Source organism: Streptomyces sp. UW30 (assembly GCF_008042075.1).
GTDB lineage: Bacteria > Actinomycetota > Actinomycetes > Streptomycetales > Streptomycetaceae > Streptomyces.
The window spans coordinates 88,439-103,980 of the sequence record NZ_RDBN01000037.1; the positions used below are offsets into that span (position 1 = coordinate 88,439).

Here is a 15,542-nt window from a genome sequence, read left to right on the forward strand (position 1 = left end):
GCCGGGCCGTGTCCTGCACCTCGACCTCCTGTGCGGCCAGGGGCCGGTGTCAGAGTCTGCAGGTGATCTCCATGCCGTCCTCGACGGGGAAGTTGACGCTGCGGTAGCCGTTCGCCGGGTCGCGGACGTAGTCGAGGTACGGCTGCATGCTGGTAAAGGTGACGTCGTCGGCGACGACGAGGGTGCCGGGTGCCAGACGCGGTTCGAGCAGGCGCAGCACCGGCAGGCAGAGGTCTTTCCAGCCGTCCAGCAGGATGAAGTCGGCCGACGCGTCGAGACCGGCGAGGCTGTCCCGGGCGTCCCCCTCCAGCACGGTGATCACATCGTCCAGCCCGGCGTCGGCGAATGTGCCCCGCGCGGACCGGATCTTCTCCTTGCTGAGCTCCGTGGTGATGACCCGCCCGGTGCCGTTGTCGCGTACCGCGGAGGCCAGATACAGCGTGGAGATGCCGTACGACATCCCGAATTCGACGACGGTGGCGGGGCGGACGGCGCGGACCAGGTTGTAGAGCAGCTCCCCGCCCGCGGTCGAGATCGGCATGTAGATCCCGGCGGCCGCGTCGGCGTGCTCCTGGGGTGTCATCCGCTCCCTCCCGGGCCCCCAGTCGACACCGGCCGCGACGGCGTCGTCCTGCTCGGCCCGCTCGAACATCCGGCGGAGGGCGGTCTCGACCCGGGGGTCGGCGAGTGTGTGCGTGGATTTCATGGAGGCTAGAGTAGACGCGACGTTGCGTCCGGTCTAGAGCGCGCATGGGAAACTTCAGCTCAGACCCACGTCGTTCACGTCGTCACGGAGGGCGAGATGACACCCGCGGCACACCCCGGCGGTCCGGAGCGACGCCACCACGGCAACCGGCACGGCCGCAGCGAGGAGGCCCGGCTGGCTGTCCTGGAGGCGGCCGACGACCTGCTGGTGGAGAAGGGCTTCGCGGGCGTGACGATGGAAGGCATCGCCTCGCGGGCGGGGGTGGCCAAGCAGACGATCTACCGCTGGTGGAGCACGAAGGCCGACGTGCTGATGGACGCCTTCCTCCAGGACGCGACCGAGGACCTGACCCCGCCGGACACCGGCGACTTCCCGGCCGACCTGCGCGCCTATCTGCACCGGCTGGCCTGGTTCCTCGCCGAGTCGCAACCCGGCGCTGTCTTCCGCTCCCTGCTCGCGCAGGCCCAGCACGACCCCGTGTTCGCCGAGGAGTTCCGCGCCCGCTGCCTGACCGCCCAGCGCCACCGCGACCGCGCCCTCCTGGAACGCGCGGTGACGGCGGGCCGACTGCCCTCCTCCCTCGACCTGGACACCGAGACGGACCAGCTGGTGGGCCCGCTCTACTACCGAGTCCTGATCTCGCCCGGCCCGATCCCCGAACGCTTCACCAACGCCCTGACCGACGCCTTCCTGCAACGCCATGCCGCCCAGGACCTGTCCGGTCGATCAAGTTCGTAGCCGGATGGCGAGAGCTGCTGCTGCGGCGGCGGCGCCGCAGGCAACAGGGCCTAGCCGTCGGCCCTCGGTGTGGGTCCGCCGAAGGGCAGGTGCAGGGTCCGCGAGGTGAGCAGCCAGGTGTCCTGCGGTGTCCGGCGGAAGGCGTCCTCGTAGGTGCCCACCTGGACGGGCGGCCCGGGCGGGACGATGCCGCCCTGGTGCCCGTCGACTCGGTACGTCGTGAAGTACGAGGTCGCCGTCGCCGTGTCCGGCGAGGTGAGCGTGACGAGGATGTTGGACATCACGCGGCGGGAGAGCCGGTCGGCGGGACGGGAGCCGAAGTAGGCGCGAAGGGCGCCGCGGCCCTTGACCGACCGGTCGCCCGCCGGCCACGCCCAGACGCCGTCCTCGGTGAACAACTCGGCGACGGAGGCCGGTTCGCCGAGGTCGAGGCGGTGCACGAAGTCGACGACGACGCGCTCGCAGGCGCGCTCGGCGAGGAGGCGGTCCAAGGGGGTCGACGGGGGCGAAGTCTCGGTGGGGTCACTGGAGTTCATGGTGCGCATGATCCACGGCTCACGGTGATCTTCACACCGCCACGTACGCCACCGGCTCGCTCCCCGTCACCGCCTCCGCCCTCCCCAGTTTCACCAGCCGCCGCAGGTGGGCCTCCGCCTCCGCGATCGCGATGTTTCGGGAGCCGTAAGGGATCTGGTCCCAGGGGCGGTTCCACTCCATGCGTTCGGCGAGTTGCCAGGGGGTGAGGGGGGCGGCGAGGAGGGTCAGGAGGTCGGTCAGGCGGGCTTCGTGGTGGGTCAGCAACTGCCGTACGCGGGCAGGGGCGTCGGTGAAGACGTGCTGGTGGGCCGGCAGGACCTCGGCGGGGGCCAGCGTGGCGACGCGTTCCAGGGAAGCGAGGTAGTCGCCGAGCGGGTCGGTCACCGTGGTGTCGTCGGGGTCCTCGTACAGGCCGATGTGCGGGGTGATCCCGGGCAGCAGATGGTCGCCGGAGAACAGGCGGCCGCGGCCGGGGAGCCCGGCCGGGTGGTCCTCCTCCAGGTGCAGGCAGACATGGCCGGGGGTGTGGCCCGGGGTCCAGATCGCGCGCAGGCGGCGGCCGGGGAGGTCGAGGAGTTCGCCGGGGACGATCTCGCGGTCGGGTGCCGCGGGGGAGAAGCCGGGCATGGTGCTCGGGCGGCGGGCGGTGCGCAGCGGGGCCACATGGGCCTCGGGGGCGCCGGCCGCCGTGAGCTTGGCCGCCATGTAGGAGAACCAGCGCTCGGGCCGGGTCGTGCGGGTGCGCCGCACGATCGCCGCGTCCAGCGCGTGCATCGCGATCCACGCACCGGAGGCCTCGCGCACCTTGCCCGACAGGCCGTGGTGGTCGGGGTGGTGATGGGTGATCACCACGCCGTGGATCTCACCCGGCGCCGTACCGCAGGCCACGAGGCCCTCGGCGAGGGTGTCCCAGGAGGTCGGGTCGTCCCAGCCGGTGTCGATGAGCACCGGGCCCCGGTCGGTGTCGACGACGTACACGAGGGTGTGGCCGAGAGGGTTGTCCGGGATGGGGACCTCGATGGACCGGACTCCGCCGCCGTGGTCGTACATCTGCGCCATGGGTTCCCCAATCGCCGCGACACGTTCCGGCCGACCGGATCACTATAACTAGAACAGGTTCCGATGGGAGCCCGAGTCATCTACGTGCGGTCCGTGGACTACTCCGGACGGAACTGGTATCAGTGCGGTAGATCTGATGGATCGTCAGAGTCACGCTCCGGGGAGGCATTCGGCCATGACCGAGCTCGTGGAACACGGACAGCTGTTCATCGGCGGGGAGTTGACCGACCCCCTCGGCAAGGACGTCATCGAGGTGATCTCGCCGCACACCGAGGAGGTCATCGGACGCGTGCCGCACGCCTCGCCCGCCGACGTCGACCGGGCCGTCGCGGTGGCGCGCAAGGCGTTCGACGAGGGGCCCTGGCCGCGGGCGAGCCTCGACGAGCGGATCGAGGTCGTCACCCGCATCAAGGACGGGATCGCCGCACGGCACGAGGAGATCGCCCGGGTCATCTCCTCCGAGAACGGCTCCCCGTACTCCTGGAGCGTCCTCGCGCAGGCACTCGGCGCGATGATGGTCTGGGACGCGGCGATCACCGTCGCGCGGAACTTCACGTACGAGGAGACGCGTAACGGTGTCCTCGGCAAGATCCTCGTGCGGCGCGAGCCGGTCGGGGTCGTGGCCGCCGTGGTCCCCTGGAACGTCCCGCAGTTCGTCGCCGCCGCCAAGCTCGCACCCGCGCTGCTCACCGGCTGCACGGTCATCCTCAAGCCCTCGCCCGAGTCGCCGCTCGACGCCTATCTCCTCGCCGAGATAGCGAAGGACGCCGGGCTGCCGGAGGGCGTGCTGTCCGTCCTTCCCGCGGACCGCGAGGTCAGCGAGTACCTCGTCGGACACCCGTCGATCGACAAGGTCTCCTTCACCGGCTCGGTGGCCGCAGGCAAGCGCGTCATGGAGGTCGCCGCCCGCAATCTCACCCGTGTGACGCTCGAGCTGGGCGGCAAGTCGGCGGCCGTCGTCCTGCCGGACGCGGACGTCGAGGCCACCGTCGCCGGTGTCGTGCCGGCGGCCTGGATGAACAACGGCCAGGCGTGCGTCGCCCAGACCCGCATCCTGCTGCCCCGCTCCCGCTACGACGAGTTCGCCGAGGCCTTCGCCGCGGCGGCCGGCGCGCTGGTGGTCGGCGACCCGCTGGACCCGGCGACCCAGGTGGGCCCCCTGGTGGCGCAGCGCCAGCAGCGCAGGAACCTCGACTACATCCGCATCGGGCAGGAAGAGGGCGCGAAGATCCTGACCGGCGGCGGGCGTCCGGCGGGACTGGAGAAGGGCTGGTACGTCGAGCCGACGCTCTTCGGGGACGTCGACAACTCGATGAGGATCGCCCGCGAGGAGATCTTCGGCCCGGTGATCTGCCTTCTTCCCTACGGCGACGAGTCCGAGGCCGTGAAGATCGCGAACGACTCCGACTACGGCCTGAGCGGCAGCGTCTGGACGGCCGACACCGCGCACGGCATCGACATCGCCCGCCAGGTCCGCACCGGCACCTACTCGGTGAACACCTTCAGCCTGGACATGCTGGGCCCGTTCGGCGGCTACAAGAACTCCGGTCTGGGGCGGGAGTTCGGACCCGAGGGGTTCGGCGAGTATCTGGAGCACAAGATGATCCACCTCCCCGCCGGCTGGGAGGCGTAGGGGATGGGCGACCGCTGGCACGTCGAGGTCGACCGGTCGGTGTGCATCGGCTCGGCCCAGTGCGTCCACCACGCCCCCGACGGATTCCGCCTCGACACCGGCCGTCAGTCCCATCCGGCCGACCCGGAGGCCGACGCGAACGAGCAGATCCTCGCGGCGGCGGAGAGCTGCCCCGTCGAGGCGATCGTGATCACGCTGCTGGGGAGCGGGGAACCGGTGTTCCCGCCGGAGGAATAGTGCGGGAATAGTGCCGAAAAGTTCCCTTTAGGCGGGTTCATCTTCGGCTGACTGTTCTATTCTGGAAGTCGGCCTACGAGACGAGTGAGGGAGTCCGACCGGAGTAGCCGACTCTGGCGTGAGGCAGGAGCAGAAGACGGCTTCCGCTGGGGCCGACGTCGACGGTCGGGCTGAGAGGCCGGAAGGTCGTACGCGGCGTACGACCGGAAGGCGACCCCCACCACCTGATCCGGACCATGCCGGCGAAGGGAACCCGTCTCGTAGGTCTTCGTCGTGCCGGCGCGGCTCAGTTGTCCGGCGGCGCCGTCAGGTCGATCAGGCGGCACACGGTCTCGATGTCGATCTTCACCTGGGCGATCGAGGCGCGGCCGGACAACCAGGTGATCAGGGCCGAGTGCCAGGTGTGCTCGATGACGCGGACGGCGGACAGCTGCTCGGGCGTCGGGTTCTCCAGGCCCATCGCGTCCAGGATGATCACCGTGGTCTGGCGGGACACCTGGTCGACCTCGGGGGAGACGCTGCGGTCGGCGAAGGTCAGCGCACGGACCATGGCGTCGGCCAGGTGCGGCTCGCGTTGCAGGGCGCGGAACGCCCGCATCAGGGTCTCCGCGACCCGCTCCGCCGCCGTCGCACCCTGCGGCGGCTTCTTTCGCAGCGTGCCGTGCATGTGCTCCAACTGGTCCTGCATCGTGGCGACCAGCAGATGCACCTTGGACGGGAAGTAGCGGTACAGCGTGCCGAGCGCCACCTGCGAGGACTCCGCGACCTCCCGCATCTGCACGGCGTCGAAGCCGCCCCGGCTCGCGAGCTGCGCGCTGGCGTGCAGGATGCGCCGGCGACGGGCCTCCTGGCGCTCGGTGAGCGGCGGTGAGGAGGGGCTCGCGCTACTGACTTCCGCAGGCATGGATCCCGTTCCGTGACAGTCGGTGAGGGTGAGTGACCGGACAGAGCATGCCAGCACGTCGGTCGTGGCGTGAATCACCTGATCCATCGCTCACAGCGGCGCTACCTGCCGGTAGATTCAGAGCCTCTTGAACGATCAAGTCTGAAACTTGTTCTAGATTAGCGTCCCGGCGTAATCTCGCGGGACAGTGCAGGGAGAAGGGGGCCCAGAGTGACCGCTGAGGCCAGGGAGGCCGGGTCCCCACAGGACCCTGCCGCCGACGGCGAGCGACCGCTCGACATCGCGCTTCTCACCTATAAAGGGAACCCGTTCTGCGGCGGCCAGGGCGTCTACGTACGTCATCTCTCCCGCGAGCTGGCCCGCCTCGGCCACCGCGTCGAGGTCATCGGCTCCCAGCCCTACCCCGTCCTCGACGAGGGCGCGGACTACGCGGACCGGCTGACCCTCACCGAGCTCCCCAGCCTCGACCTCTACCGCCAGCCCGACCCCTTCCGCACGCCGGGGCGCGGTGAGTACCGCGACTGGATCGACGCGCTGGAAGTGGCGACGATGTGGACCGGCGGGTTCCCCGAGCCGCTGACGTTCTCGCTGCGCGCCCGCCGTCTGCTGCGCGCCCGGCGCGGCGAGTTCGACGTCGTGCACGACAATCAGACCCTGGGATACGGGCTGTTGGGCGACGTGGGCGCGCCCCTCGTCACCACCATCCACCACCCGATCACCGTGGATCGCCAGTTGGAGCTGGACGCGGCGGAGGGACGGCGACGGCGGATGTCGGTGCGCCGCTGGTACGCCTTCACGCGCATGCAGAAGCGCGTGGCGCGCCGCCTGCCGTCCGTCCTCACCGTCTCCGGCACGTCACGCCAGGAGATCGTCGACCATCTCGGCGTCGAGCGGGACCGCGTCCACGTGGTGCACATCGGCGCGGACACGGACCTTTTCTCGCCGGATCCGTCGGTGCGGCGGATCCCCGGCCGCATCGTCACGACCTCCAGCGCCGATGTCCCCCTCAAGGGCCTGGTCTTCCTCGTCGAGGCGCTCGCCAAGGTCCGCACCGAGCACCCCGACGCCCACCTCGTCGTCGTCGGCAAGCGGCCGGAGGAGGGGCCCGTCGCGCAGGCGATGGAGCGGTACGGCCTCGAAGGCGCCGTCGACTTCGTCAAGGGCATCTCCGACGCGGAGCTCGTCGACCTGGTCCGCTCGGCGCAGGTCGCGTGCGTGCCGTCGCTGTACGAGGGCTTCTCCCTGCCGGCCGCCGAGGCCATGGCCACCGGGACGCCGCTCGTCGCCACGACCGGCGGGGCGATTCCCGAGGTCGCCGGGCGGGACGGCGAGACGTGTCTGGCGGTGCCACCGGGTGACTCCGGCGCGCTGGCCGCCGGCCTGGGCCGGCTGTTGGGGGACGCGGAACTGCGCCGACGGCTCGGAGTGGCCGGACGCGAGCGGGTCCTGCGCCACTTCACCTGGGCGAAGGCGGCGGAGGGCACGGTGGCCCGCTACCGAGAGGCGATGACCCACACCGAGACCGACCGGCCCGCCCACACCGGGGCACCGACGGCCGATCGCTCGGCGGGCTTGGTTTCCGGTGGTGCCGGGGCTGTGGCCGAGGGCTTGGCGCGCTCGGCTTCCGATGGTCCTGCGACTGCGGCCGACGGCGCGGTGCGCCCGGTTTCCGGTGGTCCGGTGGCTGCGGGCGGTCGCTCGGCGGCCTTGGTTTCCGGTGGTGCCGGGGCTGTGGCGGATGGCTCGGTGCGCTCGGCTTCCGGTGGTCCTGCGGCTGCGGCCGACGGCTTGGCGCGCTCGGCTTCCGGTGGTCCTGCGGCTGCGGCCGACGGCTCGGTGCGCTCGGCTTCCGACGGTCCCGCGACCGCGGCCGACGGCTTGGCGCGTCCGGAATCCCACCGTCCCGCGACCGCGACCGACCGTCCCGCCGCCGCGGCCGAGACCAGTGAGTCGGCTCGTGTGGCCGAGACCAGTGAGTCGGCTCGTGTGGCCGAGACCGGTGAGGCGGCCCGTGTGAGCGCTGCCGCCGAGACCGGTGAGCCCGTCCGTGTGACCGAGGCCGCGCAGTGATCGCCGGGTGTCCGGCCATCGACCTCCGACCCCGCCCCGCCCACCCTTCCGACCGCGAAAGCAGGCCCCCGTGCTGACCGTCGACTTCTCCCGGTTCCCGCTCGCCCCGGGCGACCGCGTCCTGGACCTCGGATGCGGTGCCGGCCGGCACGCGTTCGAGTGCTACCGGCGCGGCGCCCAGGTCGTGGCGCTGGACCAGAACGGTGAGGAGATCCGCGAGGTCGCGAAGTGGTTCGCGGCGATGAAGGAGGCCGGGGAGGCCCCCGAGGGCGCCACCGCCACGGCGATGGAGGGCGACGCGCTCGCGCTGCCCTTCCCCGACGAGTCCTTCGACGTCGTGATCATCTCCGAGGTCATGGAGCACATCCCGGACGACAAGGGCGTCCTCGCCGAGATGGTGCGGGTGCTCAAGCCCGGCGGCCGGATCGCCATCACCGTCCCGCGCTACGGCCCCGAGAAGGTCTGCTGGACGCTGTCCGACGCGTACCACGAGGTCGAGGGCGGCCACATCCGCATCTACAAGGCGGACGAACTGCTCGCGAAGATCCGGGAAGCCGGGCTGAAGCCGTACGGCACCCACCACGCCCACGCCCTGCACTCCCCGTACTGGTGGCTGAAGTGCGCGTTCGGCGTCGACAACGACAAGGCGCTGCCCGTGCGGGCGTACCACAAGCTGCTGGTCTGGGACATCATGAAGAAACCGCTGGCCACCCGGGTCGCCGAACAGGCGCTGAACCCGCTGATCGGCAAGAGCTTCGTGGCGTACGCGACCAAGCCGCACCTGCCGCGGCTGTCCGAGACCTCCGAGACCTCCGAGGCGGCCACCAAGTGACCACCCCCCGGACAGAACACCTCGTCCTGCCCGGGGTCCTCACCGCCGAGCAGGCCGCCGCGACCGTGGCCGGCATTCTCGCGGTACAGCGGGAGGACGGGGCGATCCCGTGGTTCCGCGGGCACCACCTCGACCCGTGGGACCACGTCGAGGCCGCGATGGCGCTGGACACCGCCGGTGAGCACGAGGCGGCGGAGCGGGCGTACACCTGGCTGGCGACGCATCAGAACCAGGACGGCTCCTGGTACGCGGCCTACGCGGACGGCGCCTTCGACGACGTCACCGACACCGGACGCGAGACCAACTTCGTCGCCTACATCGCGGTCGGCGTGTGGCATCACTACCTCTCCACCGGCGACGACACCTTCCTCGACCGCATGTGGCCGTCCGTCTACGGCGCCATCGAGTTCGTCCTGCAACTCCAGCAGCCCGGCGGGCAGATCGGCTGGCGGCGCGACGAGGACGGTACGGCGACGCGGGATGCGCTGCTCACCGGCTCCTCCTCGATCCACCACGCCCTGCGGTGCGCCCTGGCCATCGCCGAGCAGCGGGAAGAGCCCCAGCCGGACTGGGAGTTGGCCGCGGGCGCGCTCCGGCACGCGATTCGCCGGCACCCCGAGCGGTTCCTGGACAAGGACCGCTACTCCATGGACTGGTACTACCCGGTGCTCGGCGGTGCGCTGACCGGTGCCGAGGCCAAGTCCCGTGTGGAGGAGGGCTGGGAGCGATTCGTCGTCCCGGGACTCGGCGTGCGGTGTGTCGTGCCCAACCCGTGGGTGACGGGCGGGGAGTCGGCCGAACTCGCCCTGGCCCTGTGGGCGATGGGCGAGTCCGACCGGGCGCTGGACATCCTGCAGTCGATCCAGCACCTGCGGGACGCCGACAGCGGGTTGTACTGGACCGGGTACGTCTTCGACGACGACGCCGTCTGGCCGCGCGAACTCACGACCTGGACGGCCGGGTCCTTGTTGCTGGCCGTCGCGGCGCTGGGCGGGCACGAGGCGACCTGTGCCGTGTTCGGCGGGGACCGCCTGCCGCTGGGCCTGGACCCGGACTGCTGCGTCTGAGGGGCCGTCAGTGGCGGTGGACCCGGTTCGCTATCGCGTGTCCGACGAACAGGTAGACCACCGCCGCCAGGCCGTAGCCCGCCACGACCCTCGCCCACTCCGCGTCGAACGTGAACAGGTCGTGCGACCAGCCCGCCAGCCAGCGGGCCGAGTCATGGACGAACTGGACGAGGCCGTTGGCCTGGTTGGCGTCCAGTAGGTACATCAGGATCCACAGGCCGAGGATGAGGGCCATGACGTCGGCGACGATGGCGATGGCCGTGCCGGCCTGGTTGGTACCGTTGCGATATCGAGGGGACATGCCCTCCGGGTAGCCCGGTCGGCGTGACCGAAACCCGTGGCCGAAATCCCGCTCCCGAGTCCCCGGCCGGTACCCGAACGGGTCCTCACGTTCAACGGGCGTTTCCCGCAAGGCCGTTCACTCGTCATAGTGATCACCGACGATCCTGGCCCAGCCACGGGGGGAGACGCAGGTGCCCGCGAACAGACCCGCTTCCGAAGAGCCCCGCTTATCCGTCACCAGACCCACGCGCGTCCGCCCGCGCCGCAGCGTGCTGGCGTTCGCGCTGCCCGTCCCGATCGTCGGCCTGATCCTCCTTCTGGCCACCGGGAACCTGCTGTTACCGCTGCGGCAGGTCGTCACCATCGAGGCGAAAATGGCCTCCAAGCGGGACTTCTTCCAGGATCCCGAGGTCGAGCGGCTCCTGATGAAGCACGGATTCCGCGTGCACATCACGAGCATGGGCTCCCGCGAGATCGCCAACCAGGACTTCGAGGGATACGACGTCGTCTTCCCCTCGGGCCAGCCCGCGGCCGACCTGATCAGCCGTGAACGCGCCGAGGCCAACCGACCGGTGCTGCTGTACCGCCCGTTCGTCAGCCCCATAGTCCTGGCCACCTACCGGAACTACGCGGAGGCGCTCGTCGGCGCGGACGTCGCCGAGGCGCAGCCGAACCCGGACGGCCGACCGATGTACTACACGCTCGACATGACCCCCTTCGTGAATCTCACCGAGGAGGGCAAGCGCTGGAGCGACATCGACATCGAAGGGCACGGAGTCCGCAACTCCAACAAGATCCTCGCCCAGACCTCCGACATCTGCGAGTCCAACTCCGCCGGCACCTACCTCGGCCTCGTCGCCTTCGTCCAGAACGACAACGACGCCCCCAACGACGAGAAGGAGGCCGCCCGGGTCGCCCAGAAGATCAAGCCCCTCCTCGTCGAACAGGGCCTGCCGTCCTCCGAGCGGGCGGAGACGTATCTGTCCCCCGACGGGCAGAGCATCGCCCCGATCTCCGTGATCTACGAGCACCAGTTCCTCGCCCACCAGATCCGCCACCAGGCCGAGAAGGGCGCCACGGACGACGCACGCGTCCTGCTCTACCCCTCTACGCGCTTCGTCACCGAACCCCAGCTCGTCGCCCTGACCGGCGACGGCGCCCGGCTCGGCGAACTCGTCAGCGAGGACCCCGAACTCCAGCACCGCGCCATGGAACTGGGCTTCCGCGCCCGCAACAACAACAGCGGCGGCACCACCGGCGACGAACTCACCGAGTTCCTCACCGCACGGCACATCCCCGTGCCCACCACCTCATCCGACGACACCCGGGCCGTCCTGCCCCCGCTGCCCCTCCTGGAACAGATGATCAAGTCGGTCGGCGACTGCCCGGACCGCAAGGGCGACCTCCCATGAGGCGCGGGGCCGCCCCGCTCGTGCCCTGTCTGGCGCTCTGCCTGGCGCTCATGGCCGCCGTACTCACCGCCTGCTCGGGCGGCGACGGCGACGAACCCGTCCGGCTGCGCGTTCTCGCAGGCCCCGACCTGGCCGTACTCACCCCACTCCTCGGTGAGTTGAAGGACGCGACCGGTGTCGACCTCCGGCTGGACCTCCAGCCCGACGCCGAGACCAAAGCCCCCGACCGCGACCGCTACGACCTCGCCTGGCTGTCCTCCGACCGCTATCTGCGGCTCACCGCCAAGAGCGCCGTCCAGGGGCTGCAGCGCACGGCGACCATGACATCCCCGGTGGTCATCGGGCTGAAGCCCGACGTGGCGCGCGAACTGCGCGCGCAGGTGCCCGGCGGCCGGCTCACCTGGGCCGACATCGCCGACGCCGCCGCCACGGGCACCGTCCGCTTCGGCATGGCCGATCCCCGGCAGTCCGCCAGCGGCCTCGCCGCCCTCGTCGGCGTCGCCACCGCCGCGGCCGGCACCGGTGGGGCACTGCGCCCCGGCGACGTCTCCTGCGACCGGCTCCGGGGCTTCCGCTCCGGCCAGACCCTCACCGCCGGCACCTCGCCCGCCCTCGTCGACACCTACGTCGACCACCAGGACAAGGCCAACGCCCTCATCACCTACGAGTCCGACCTGCTTGCCCTCAACGCCGCGGACCGCCTCGACGACCGTCTGGAGGTCGTCCGCCCCCAGGACGGCATGGTTCTCGCCGACTTCCCCCTGCTCCTCCTCGACGCCTCGCACCGCGCCGCCTACGCGAAGGTCACCGAGTGGCTCCAGCGCGATTCGGTGCAGCAGGAGATCATGCGGCGCACCCTGCGCCGCCCGGTCAGCGCGACGGTCACCCGCGACCCACAGCTGCGCGAGCCGGTCGGCAACGCGCTCTACTTCCCCGACCAACTCACGGTCATCGAAACCCTGTTGGCCGACTACGGCGACCCCGGCCGACGCACCGCCAGTCAGGTCGTGTTCCTGCTCGACTTCTCCGGCTCGATGCGCGGCGACCGGATGGCCGCGCTCCGCGACGCCTTCGCCGACCTGAGCGGCGCCGACTCCACGGCCTCCGGCAAGTTCACCCGCTTCTACCGTGGCGAGCGGCTGACGGTGGTCCGCTTCGGCGGCCGCGTCCTGGAGGAGAGGACGGTCACCGTCACCGGCCCGAAGGACCTGCGGACCCTGGCCGACACCGTCGCCCGCGGCGGCTACGGCGACTCCACGGCCGTATGGTCCGCCCTCGACCACGGCTACCGCACCGCAGCCCGCGAGCTGACGGACGACCCCGACCGCGCCGTCTCCCTCGTCCTCATGACGGACGGCGAGAACAACGCCGGCATCCCCTATACGGAGTTCGTACGCCGCCACACGGCACTCCCGGCCCCCGTCCGCACCGGCATCCACACCTACCCCGTCCACTTCGGCGACGCCGACGCGGCAGAACTGCGGCGCGCGGCGGAGCAGACGGGCGGGCGCATGGTGGACGCCGCCGATTCCTCCCGTTCCTCCCTTTCCGAGGCGTTCAAGGAGATCCGTGGCTGTCACTGACGCACTGTGGTGGAGCATGTGGTGGCCGTGGATGGCGGCCTGGCTGGCGACGGCCGTCGGCGTGGTGGTGCTCGTCGCGGTCCTGGTACGCCAGTCCCGCGAGCGGCGCCGCCGGATGCGCCGGTGGCAGTCGGCGTACAGCATCTGCCTGTACCTGGACGAGCAGTCGGTCATGGACCTCTACGAGATCGGCAACTACCGGTCCGCGCTGGAGGAGGCCGTGGAGCTGCGGACGAAGGTCGACACGAGCGTCGGCCTCTGGACCCGCTTCCTGGCCTGGCTGTTCCGCGCCAAACGGGACGTCAGCCAGGAGACCTTCCGCAAGTTCGTCCGCAAGGACAAGCCCATCAACGTCATCGGCATGCTCATCGACGCCTTCGAACGCGCCGACGTCATCGTCCACGCCGACCTGCCCACCATGACCGTGGTCCCGAACCGCGTACTCGCCGACCGCCTCGGCGACGACCGCGAGGTCTCCCTGAGCCGCGTAGGGGAGTTCGTCTCGGTGCGAGCGGAGTTCACGCGCGTACCGGACGCGACGGAGGGCTTCGTGCTGCGCGCCGAGTACGGCGACGAGCAACCCCCCGTCTACATGCGCGTCGTGGCCTCCGGCAACGCCCGCCGCTCGATCCCCGCCGGCACGTTCACGGCCCGCTGCCTCGGCAAGATGACCGGCTGGAGCGCGGACACCCGGGAGGCGACGCTGGAGGCACTGGCGATCTTCTGGTGACGATCCCTGCGATCCCTGCGATCCCTACGAGCCCTACGATTCCTACGAGTTGAGCTCGGCAAGCACCCGCAGCGTGTGCGGATCGGGCGCGAGGACCAGCAGATCGGTCACCGGCCCCTTCCGCCACAACTCCAGCCGCTCGGCGATACGTTCACGCGGCCCGACCAGCGAGATCTCGTCGGCGAAGGCATCGGGGACGGCGAGGACGGCCTCCTCCCGGTGTCCACCGAGGAACAGCTCCTGAATCCTCCGAGCCTCCTCCTCGTACCCCATCCGCGCCATGAGATCGGCATGGAAGTTGCGGGCCGCGTGGCCCATGCCGCCGATGTAGAAGCCGAGCATGGCCTTGACGGGCAGGAGCCCCTCGGAGACGTCGTCACACACCTGGACGCGGGCCAGCGGGGCGACGAGGAAGCCCGGCGGCAGGTCCCGGACCGCGTCCCCATACGCATCGGGCCTGCTCGGCGACCAGTACAACGGCAGCCAGCCGTCGGCGATACGGATGGTCTGGGCGACGTTCTTGGGGCCTTCGGCGCCGAGGAGGACGGGGAGGTCGGACCGGAGGGGATGAGTGATCGACTTGAGGGCCTTTCCGATGCCGGTGCCGTCCGGCCCGCGATACGGATGGGAGTGGAACCGCCCGTCAAGCTCGACGGGAGCCTCGCGCCTGAGGACTTGCCGTACGACGTCCACGTACTCCCTGGTCGCGGTGAGCGGCGACTTCGGGAACGGCCGCCCGTACCACCCCTCCACCACCTGCGGCCCCGACAGCCCGAGCCCGAGCATCATCCGCCCACCGGAGAGATGGTCGAGGGTGAGGGCGTGCATGGCGGTCGTGGTGGGGGAGCGGGCGGCCATCTGGGCAACTGCCGTACCGAGCTTGATCGTCGAGGTCTGCGCGGCGATCCAGGTGAGCGCGGTGAAGGCGTCGGAGCCCCAGGACTCGGCGGTCCACACGGAGTCGTAGCCCAGCCGCTCGGCCTCCTGAGCGAGCGGTACGTGGTCCGGGGAGGGGCCGCGCCCCCAGTAACCGAGTGCGAGCCCGAGCCGCATGCGCCTGCCCCTTCCTGACGGTGCGTCAGCTGAACGGCGACTGTACGACAACGGCCCCTCACCGGGAAGGGTGAGGGGCCGTACGGGACGGTCAGGGGCTCAGCCGCGCTGAATACCCGAGGTGTCCTGCAGTACGCCACGACGGCCGTCCTGCGTCTGCGCGACCAGGATCGCACCGCGCTGCTCGACGGCCAGGTACCAGGTGCCCGGCGCGAGTTCGGCGATGGGGGTCGGCGAACCGTCCTCCGCGAACAGCGGCCGCGGCACGGGTACGGCGAACCAGAACGGCGAGAAGTCCCCGGCGGGCGCGGGCGTGGGGGCCGGCGCCTGCGGCTGCCCACCACCGAAGGGCTGCCCGCCCTGCGGCTGGCCACCGTAGGGCTGCTGCGGCTGCTGGGCGCCCGGGTACCCGTAACCACCCTGCGGCTGACCGCCGTAGGGCTGCGGGTGCTGCGCCGGACGGGGGCCGGCATCTGAACTCCGGAGCCGCTCGGCCGTGGCCTCCCCGCGCGGGCCACGGTCGGCCCGTAAGGTGTCAGGCGTGTCGTACGTAGGTCCGGACTTCGATCCTCCCCAGCCCCGCCGCGGCCGCCGCTCGCGAGCCCTGACCGTGGCGGCCGCCGCCCTCGTGCCGGGCGCGCTGCTCGGATGGGTGGTGTACGAGGCGGTAGGCGGCGGGACCGGCTCCGGCAACGCGGC

Annotated in this window: 16 protein-coding genes; 9 read left to right on the forward strand and 7 right to left on the reverse strand. The window is 70.9% G+C overall.

Going from position 1 to position 15,542, the window contains the following annotated elements; translation table 11 throughout:
* Positions 1–49: 49 nt before the first annotated feature.
* Positions 50–706, reverse strand: coding sequence for an O-methyltransferase (locus EAO75_RS18985; RefSeq protein ID WP_147996272.1), 657 nt, complete (start codon positions 704–706; stop codon positions 50–52).
* Positions 707–802: 96 nt separating this feature from the next.
* On the opposite strand from EAO75_RS18985, the gene EAO75_RS18990 reads away from it, so the two are divergent.
* Positions 803–1,444 carry a TetR/AcrR family transcriptional regulator gene (locus EAO75_RS18990; RefSeq protein WP_147996273.1) on the forward strand — a complete coding sequence of 214 codons (642 nt, stop codon included), beginning with the start codon at positions 803–805 and terminating at the stop codon, positions 1,442–1,444.
* Positions 1,445–1,494: 50 nt separating this feature from the next.
* On the opposite strand, the gene EAO75_RS18995 is transcribed toward EAO75_RS18990, so the two are convergent.
* Together EAO75_RS18995 and EAO75_RS19000 are read right to left on the reverse strand one after the other, a co-directional pair.
* Positions 1,495–1,980: a nuclear transport factor 2 family protein gene (locus tag EAO75_RS18995; RefSeq protein ID WP_147996274.1), complete on the reverse strand. Its 486-nt coding sequence runs from the start codon at positions 1,978–1,980 to the stop codon at positions 1,495–1,497.
* A gap of 31 nt (positions 1,981–2,011) precedes the next feature.
* Positions 2,012–3,040 (reverse strand): MBL fold metallo-hydrolase, encoded by a 1,029-nt coding sequence (locus EAO75_RS19000; RefSeq protein WP_147996275.1) that lies wholly within the window; start codon positions 3,038–3,040, stop codon positions 2,012–2,014.
* Between the two features lie 175 nt (positions 3,041–3,215).
* Here EAO75_RS19000 and EAO75_RS19005 point away from each other — a divergent pair, with 175 nt between their 5' ends.
* The gene (locus EAO75_RS19005) at positions 3,216–4,673 is read left to right on the forward strand and encodes an aldehyde dehydrogenase (RefSeq protein WP_147996276.1); all 1,458 of its coding nucleotides are present in this window, start codon (positions 3,216–3,218) and stop codon (positions 4,671–4,673) included.
* 3 nt (positions 4,674–4,676) lie between these two features.
* On the forward strand, positions 4,677–4,910 hold the full coding sequence (locus tag EAO75_RS19010) for a ferredoxin (protein ID WP_147996277.1): 234 nt from the start codon (positions 4,677–4,679) through the stop codon (positions 4,908–4,910).
* 286 nt (positions 4,911–5,196) lie between these two features.
* Here the strand turns inward: EAO75_RS19010 and EAO75_RS19015 are convergent, their stop codons facing one another.
* On the reverse strand, positions 5,197–5,814 hold the full coding sequence (locus EAO75_RS19015) for a TetR family transcriptional regulator (RefSeq protein ID WP_147996278.1): 618 nt from the start codon (positions 5,812–5,814) through the stop codon (positions 5,197–5,199).
* Positions 5,815–6,024: 210 nt separating this feature from the next.
* Here EAO75_RS19015 and EAO75_RS19020 point away from each other — a divergent pair, with 210 nt between their 5' ends.
* The 3 genes from EAO75_RS19020 (at position 6,025) to EAO75_RS19030 (ending at position 9,783) form a co-directional block, all read left to right on the forward strand.
* Complete coding sequence (locus tag EAO75_RS19020) at positions 6,025–7,884, forward strand: glycosyltransferase (RefSeq protein WP_261989357.1); 1,860 nt, start codon at positions 6,025–6,027, stop codon at positions 7,882–7,884.
* A 70-nt stretch (positions 7,885–7,954) separates the two neighbouring features.
* The gene (locus tag EAO75_RS19025; RefSeq protein ID WP_147996279.1) at positions 7,955–8,716 is read left to right on the forward strand and encodes a class I SAM-dependent methyltransferase; all 762 of its coding nucleotides are present in this window, start codon (positions 7,955–7,957) and stop codon (positions 8,714–8,716) included.
* On the forward strand, positions 8,713–9,783 hold the full coding sequence (locus EAO75_RS19030) for a prenyltransferase (RefSeq protein WP_147996280.1): 1,071 nt from the start codon (positions 8,713–8,715) through the stop codon (positions 9,781–9,783). The genes EAO75_RS19025 and EAO75_RS19030 overlap by 4 nt, the downstream gene beginning before the upstream one ends.
* A gap of 7 nt (positions 9,784–9,790) precedes the next feature.
* Here the strand turns inward: EAO75_RS19030 and EAO75_RS19035 are convergent, their stop codons facing one another.
* A complete protein-coding gene (locus EAO75_RS19035) occupies positions 9,791–10,084 on the reverse strand; it encodes a hypothetical protein (RefSeq protein WP_147996281.1) in 294 nt (97 codons plus the stop codon).
* A 172-nt stretch (positions 10,085–10,256) separates the two neighbouring features.
* On the opposite strand from EAO75_RS19035, the gene EAO75_RS19040 reads away from it, so the two are divergent.
* From EAO75_RS19040 to EAO75_RS19050, 3 genes are read left to right on the forward strand one after another with little or no spacing between them, the layout of a single operon-like run.
* Positions 10,257–11,477 (forward strand): hypothetical protein, encoded by a 1,221-nt coding sequence (locus EAO75_RS19040; RefSeq protein WP_261989358.1) that lies wholly within the window; start codon positions 10,257–10,259, stop codon positions 11,475–11,477.
* A complete protein-coding gene (locus EAO75_RS19045) occupies positions 11,474–13,060 on the forward strand; it encodes a vWA domain-containing protein (RefSeq protein ID WP_147996282.1) in 1,587 nt (528 codons plus the stop codon). Before EAO75_RS19040 ends, EAO75_RS19045 begins: the two co-directional genes overlap by 4 nt.
* The gene (locus EAO75_RS19050) at positions 13,047–13,790 is read left to right on the forward strand and encodes a hypothetical protein (protein WP_147996283.1); all 744 of its coding nucleotides are present in this window, start codon (positions 13,047–13,049) and stop codon (positions 13,788–13,790) included. The genes EAO75_RS19045 and EAO75_RS19050 overlap by 14 nt, the downstream gene beginning before the upstream one ends.
* Before the next feature lie 42 nt (positions 13,791–13,832).
* On the opposite strand, the gene EAO75_RS19055 is transcribed toward EAO75_RS19050, so the two are convergent.
* The gene (locus tag EAO75_RS19055) at positions 13,833–14,843 is read right to left on the reverse strand and encodes an LLM class F420-dependent oxidoreductase (RefSeq protein WP_147996284.1); all 1,011 of its coding nucleotides are present in this window, start codon (positions 14,841–14,843) and stop codon (positions 13,833–13,835) included.
* A gap of 99 nt (positions 14,844–14,942) precedes the next feature.
* Entirely contained in the window at positions 14,943–15,536 is a 594-nt protein-coding gene (locus tag EAO75_RS47485; RefSeq protein ID WP_315987408.1) for a hypothetical protein, read from the reverse strand.
* Positions 15,537–15,542: the final 6 nt, after the last annotated feature.

What these genes read in the sequence shown, in the direction of transcription:
- EAO75_RS18985 (WP_147996272.1), bottom strand. Translation starts at nt 706, where the DNA reads ATGAAATCCACGCACACACTCGCCGACCCCCGGGTCGAGACCGCCCTC.
- EAO75_RS18990 (WP_147996273.1), top strand. Translation starts at nt 803, where the DNA reads ATGACACCCGCGGCACACCCCGGCGGTCCGGAGCGACGCCACCACGGC.
- EAO75_RS18995 (WP_147996274.1), bottom strand. Translation starts at nt 1,980, where the DNA reads ATGAACTCCAGTGACCCCACCGAGACTTCGCCCCCGTCGACCCCCTTG.
- EAO75_RS19000 (WP_147996275.1), bottom strand. Translation starts at nt 3,040, where the DNA reads ATGGCGCAGATGTACGACCACGGCGGCGGAGTCCGGTCCATCGAGGTC.
- EAO75_RS19005 (WP_147996276.1), top strand. Translation starts at nt 3,216, where the DNA reads ATGACCGAGCTCGTGGAACACGGACAGCTGTTCATCGGCGGGGAGTTG.
- EAO75_RS19010 (WP_147996277.1), top strand. Translation starts at nt 4,677, where the DNA reads ATGGGCGACCGCTGGCACGTCGAGGTCGACCGGTCGGTGTGCATCGGC.
- EAO75_RS19015 (WP_147996278.1), bottom strand. Translation starts at nt 5,814, where the DNA reads ATGCCTGCGGAAGTCAGTAGCGCGAGCCCCTCCTCACCGCCGCTCACC.
- EAO75_RS19035 (WP_147996281.1), bottom strand. Translation starts at nt 10,084, where the DNA reads ATGTCCCCTCGATATCGCAACGGTACCAACCAGGCCGGCACGGCCATC.
- EAO75_RS19045 (WP_147996282.1), top strand. Translation starts at nt 11,474, where the DNA reads ATGAGGCGCGGGGCCGCCCCGCTCGTGCCCTGTCTGGCGCTCTGCCTG.
- EAO75_RS19055 (WP_147996284.1), bottom strand. Translation starts at nt 14,843, where the DNA reads ATGCGGCTCGGGCTCGCACTCGGTTACTGGGGGCGCGGCCCCTCCCCG.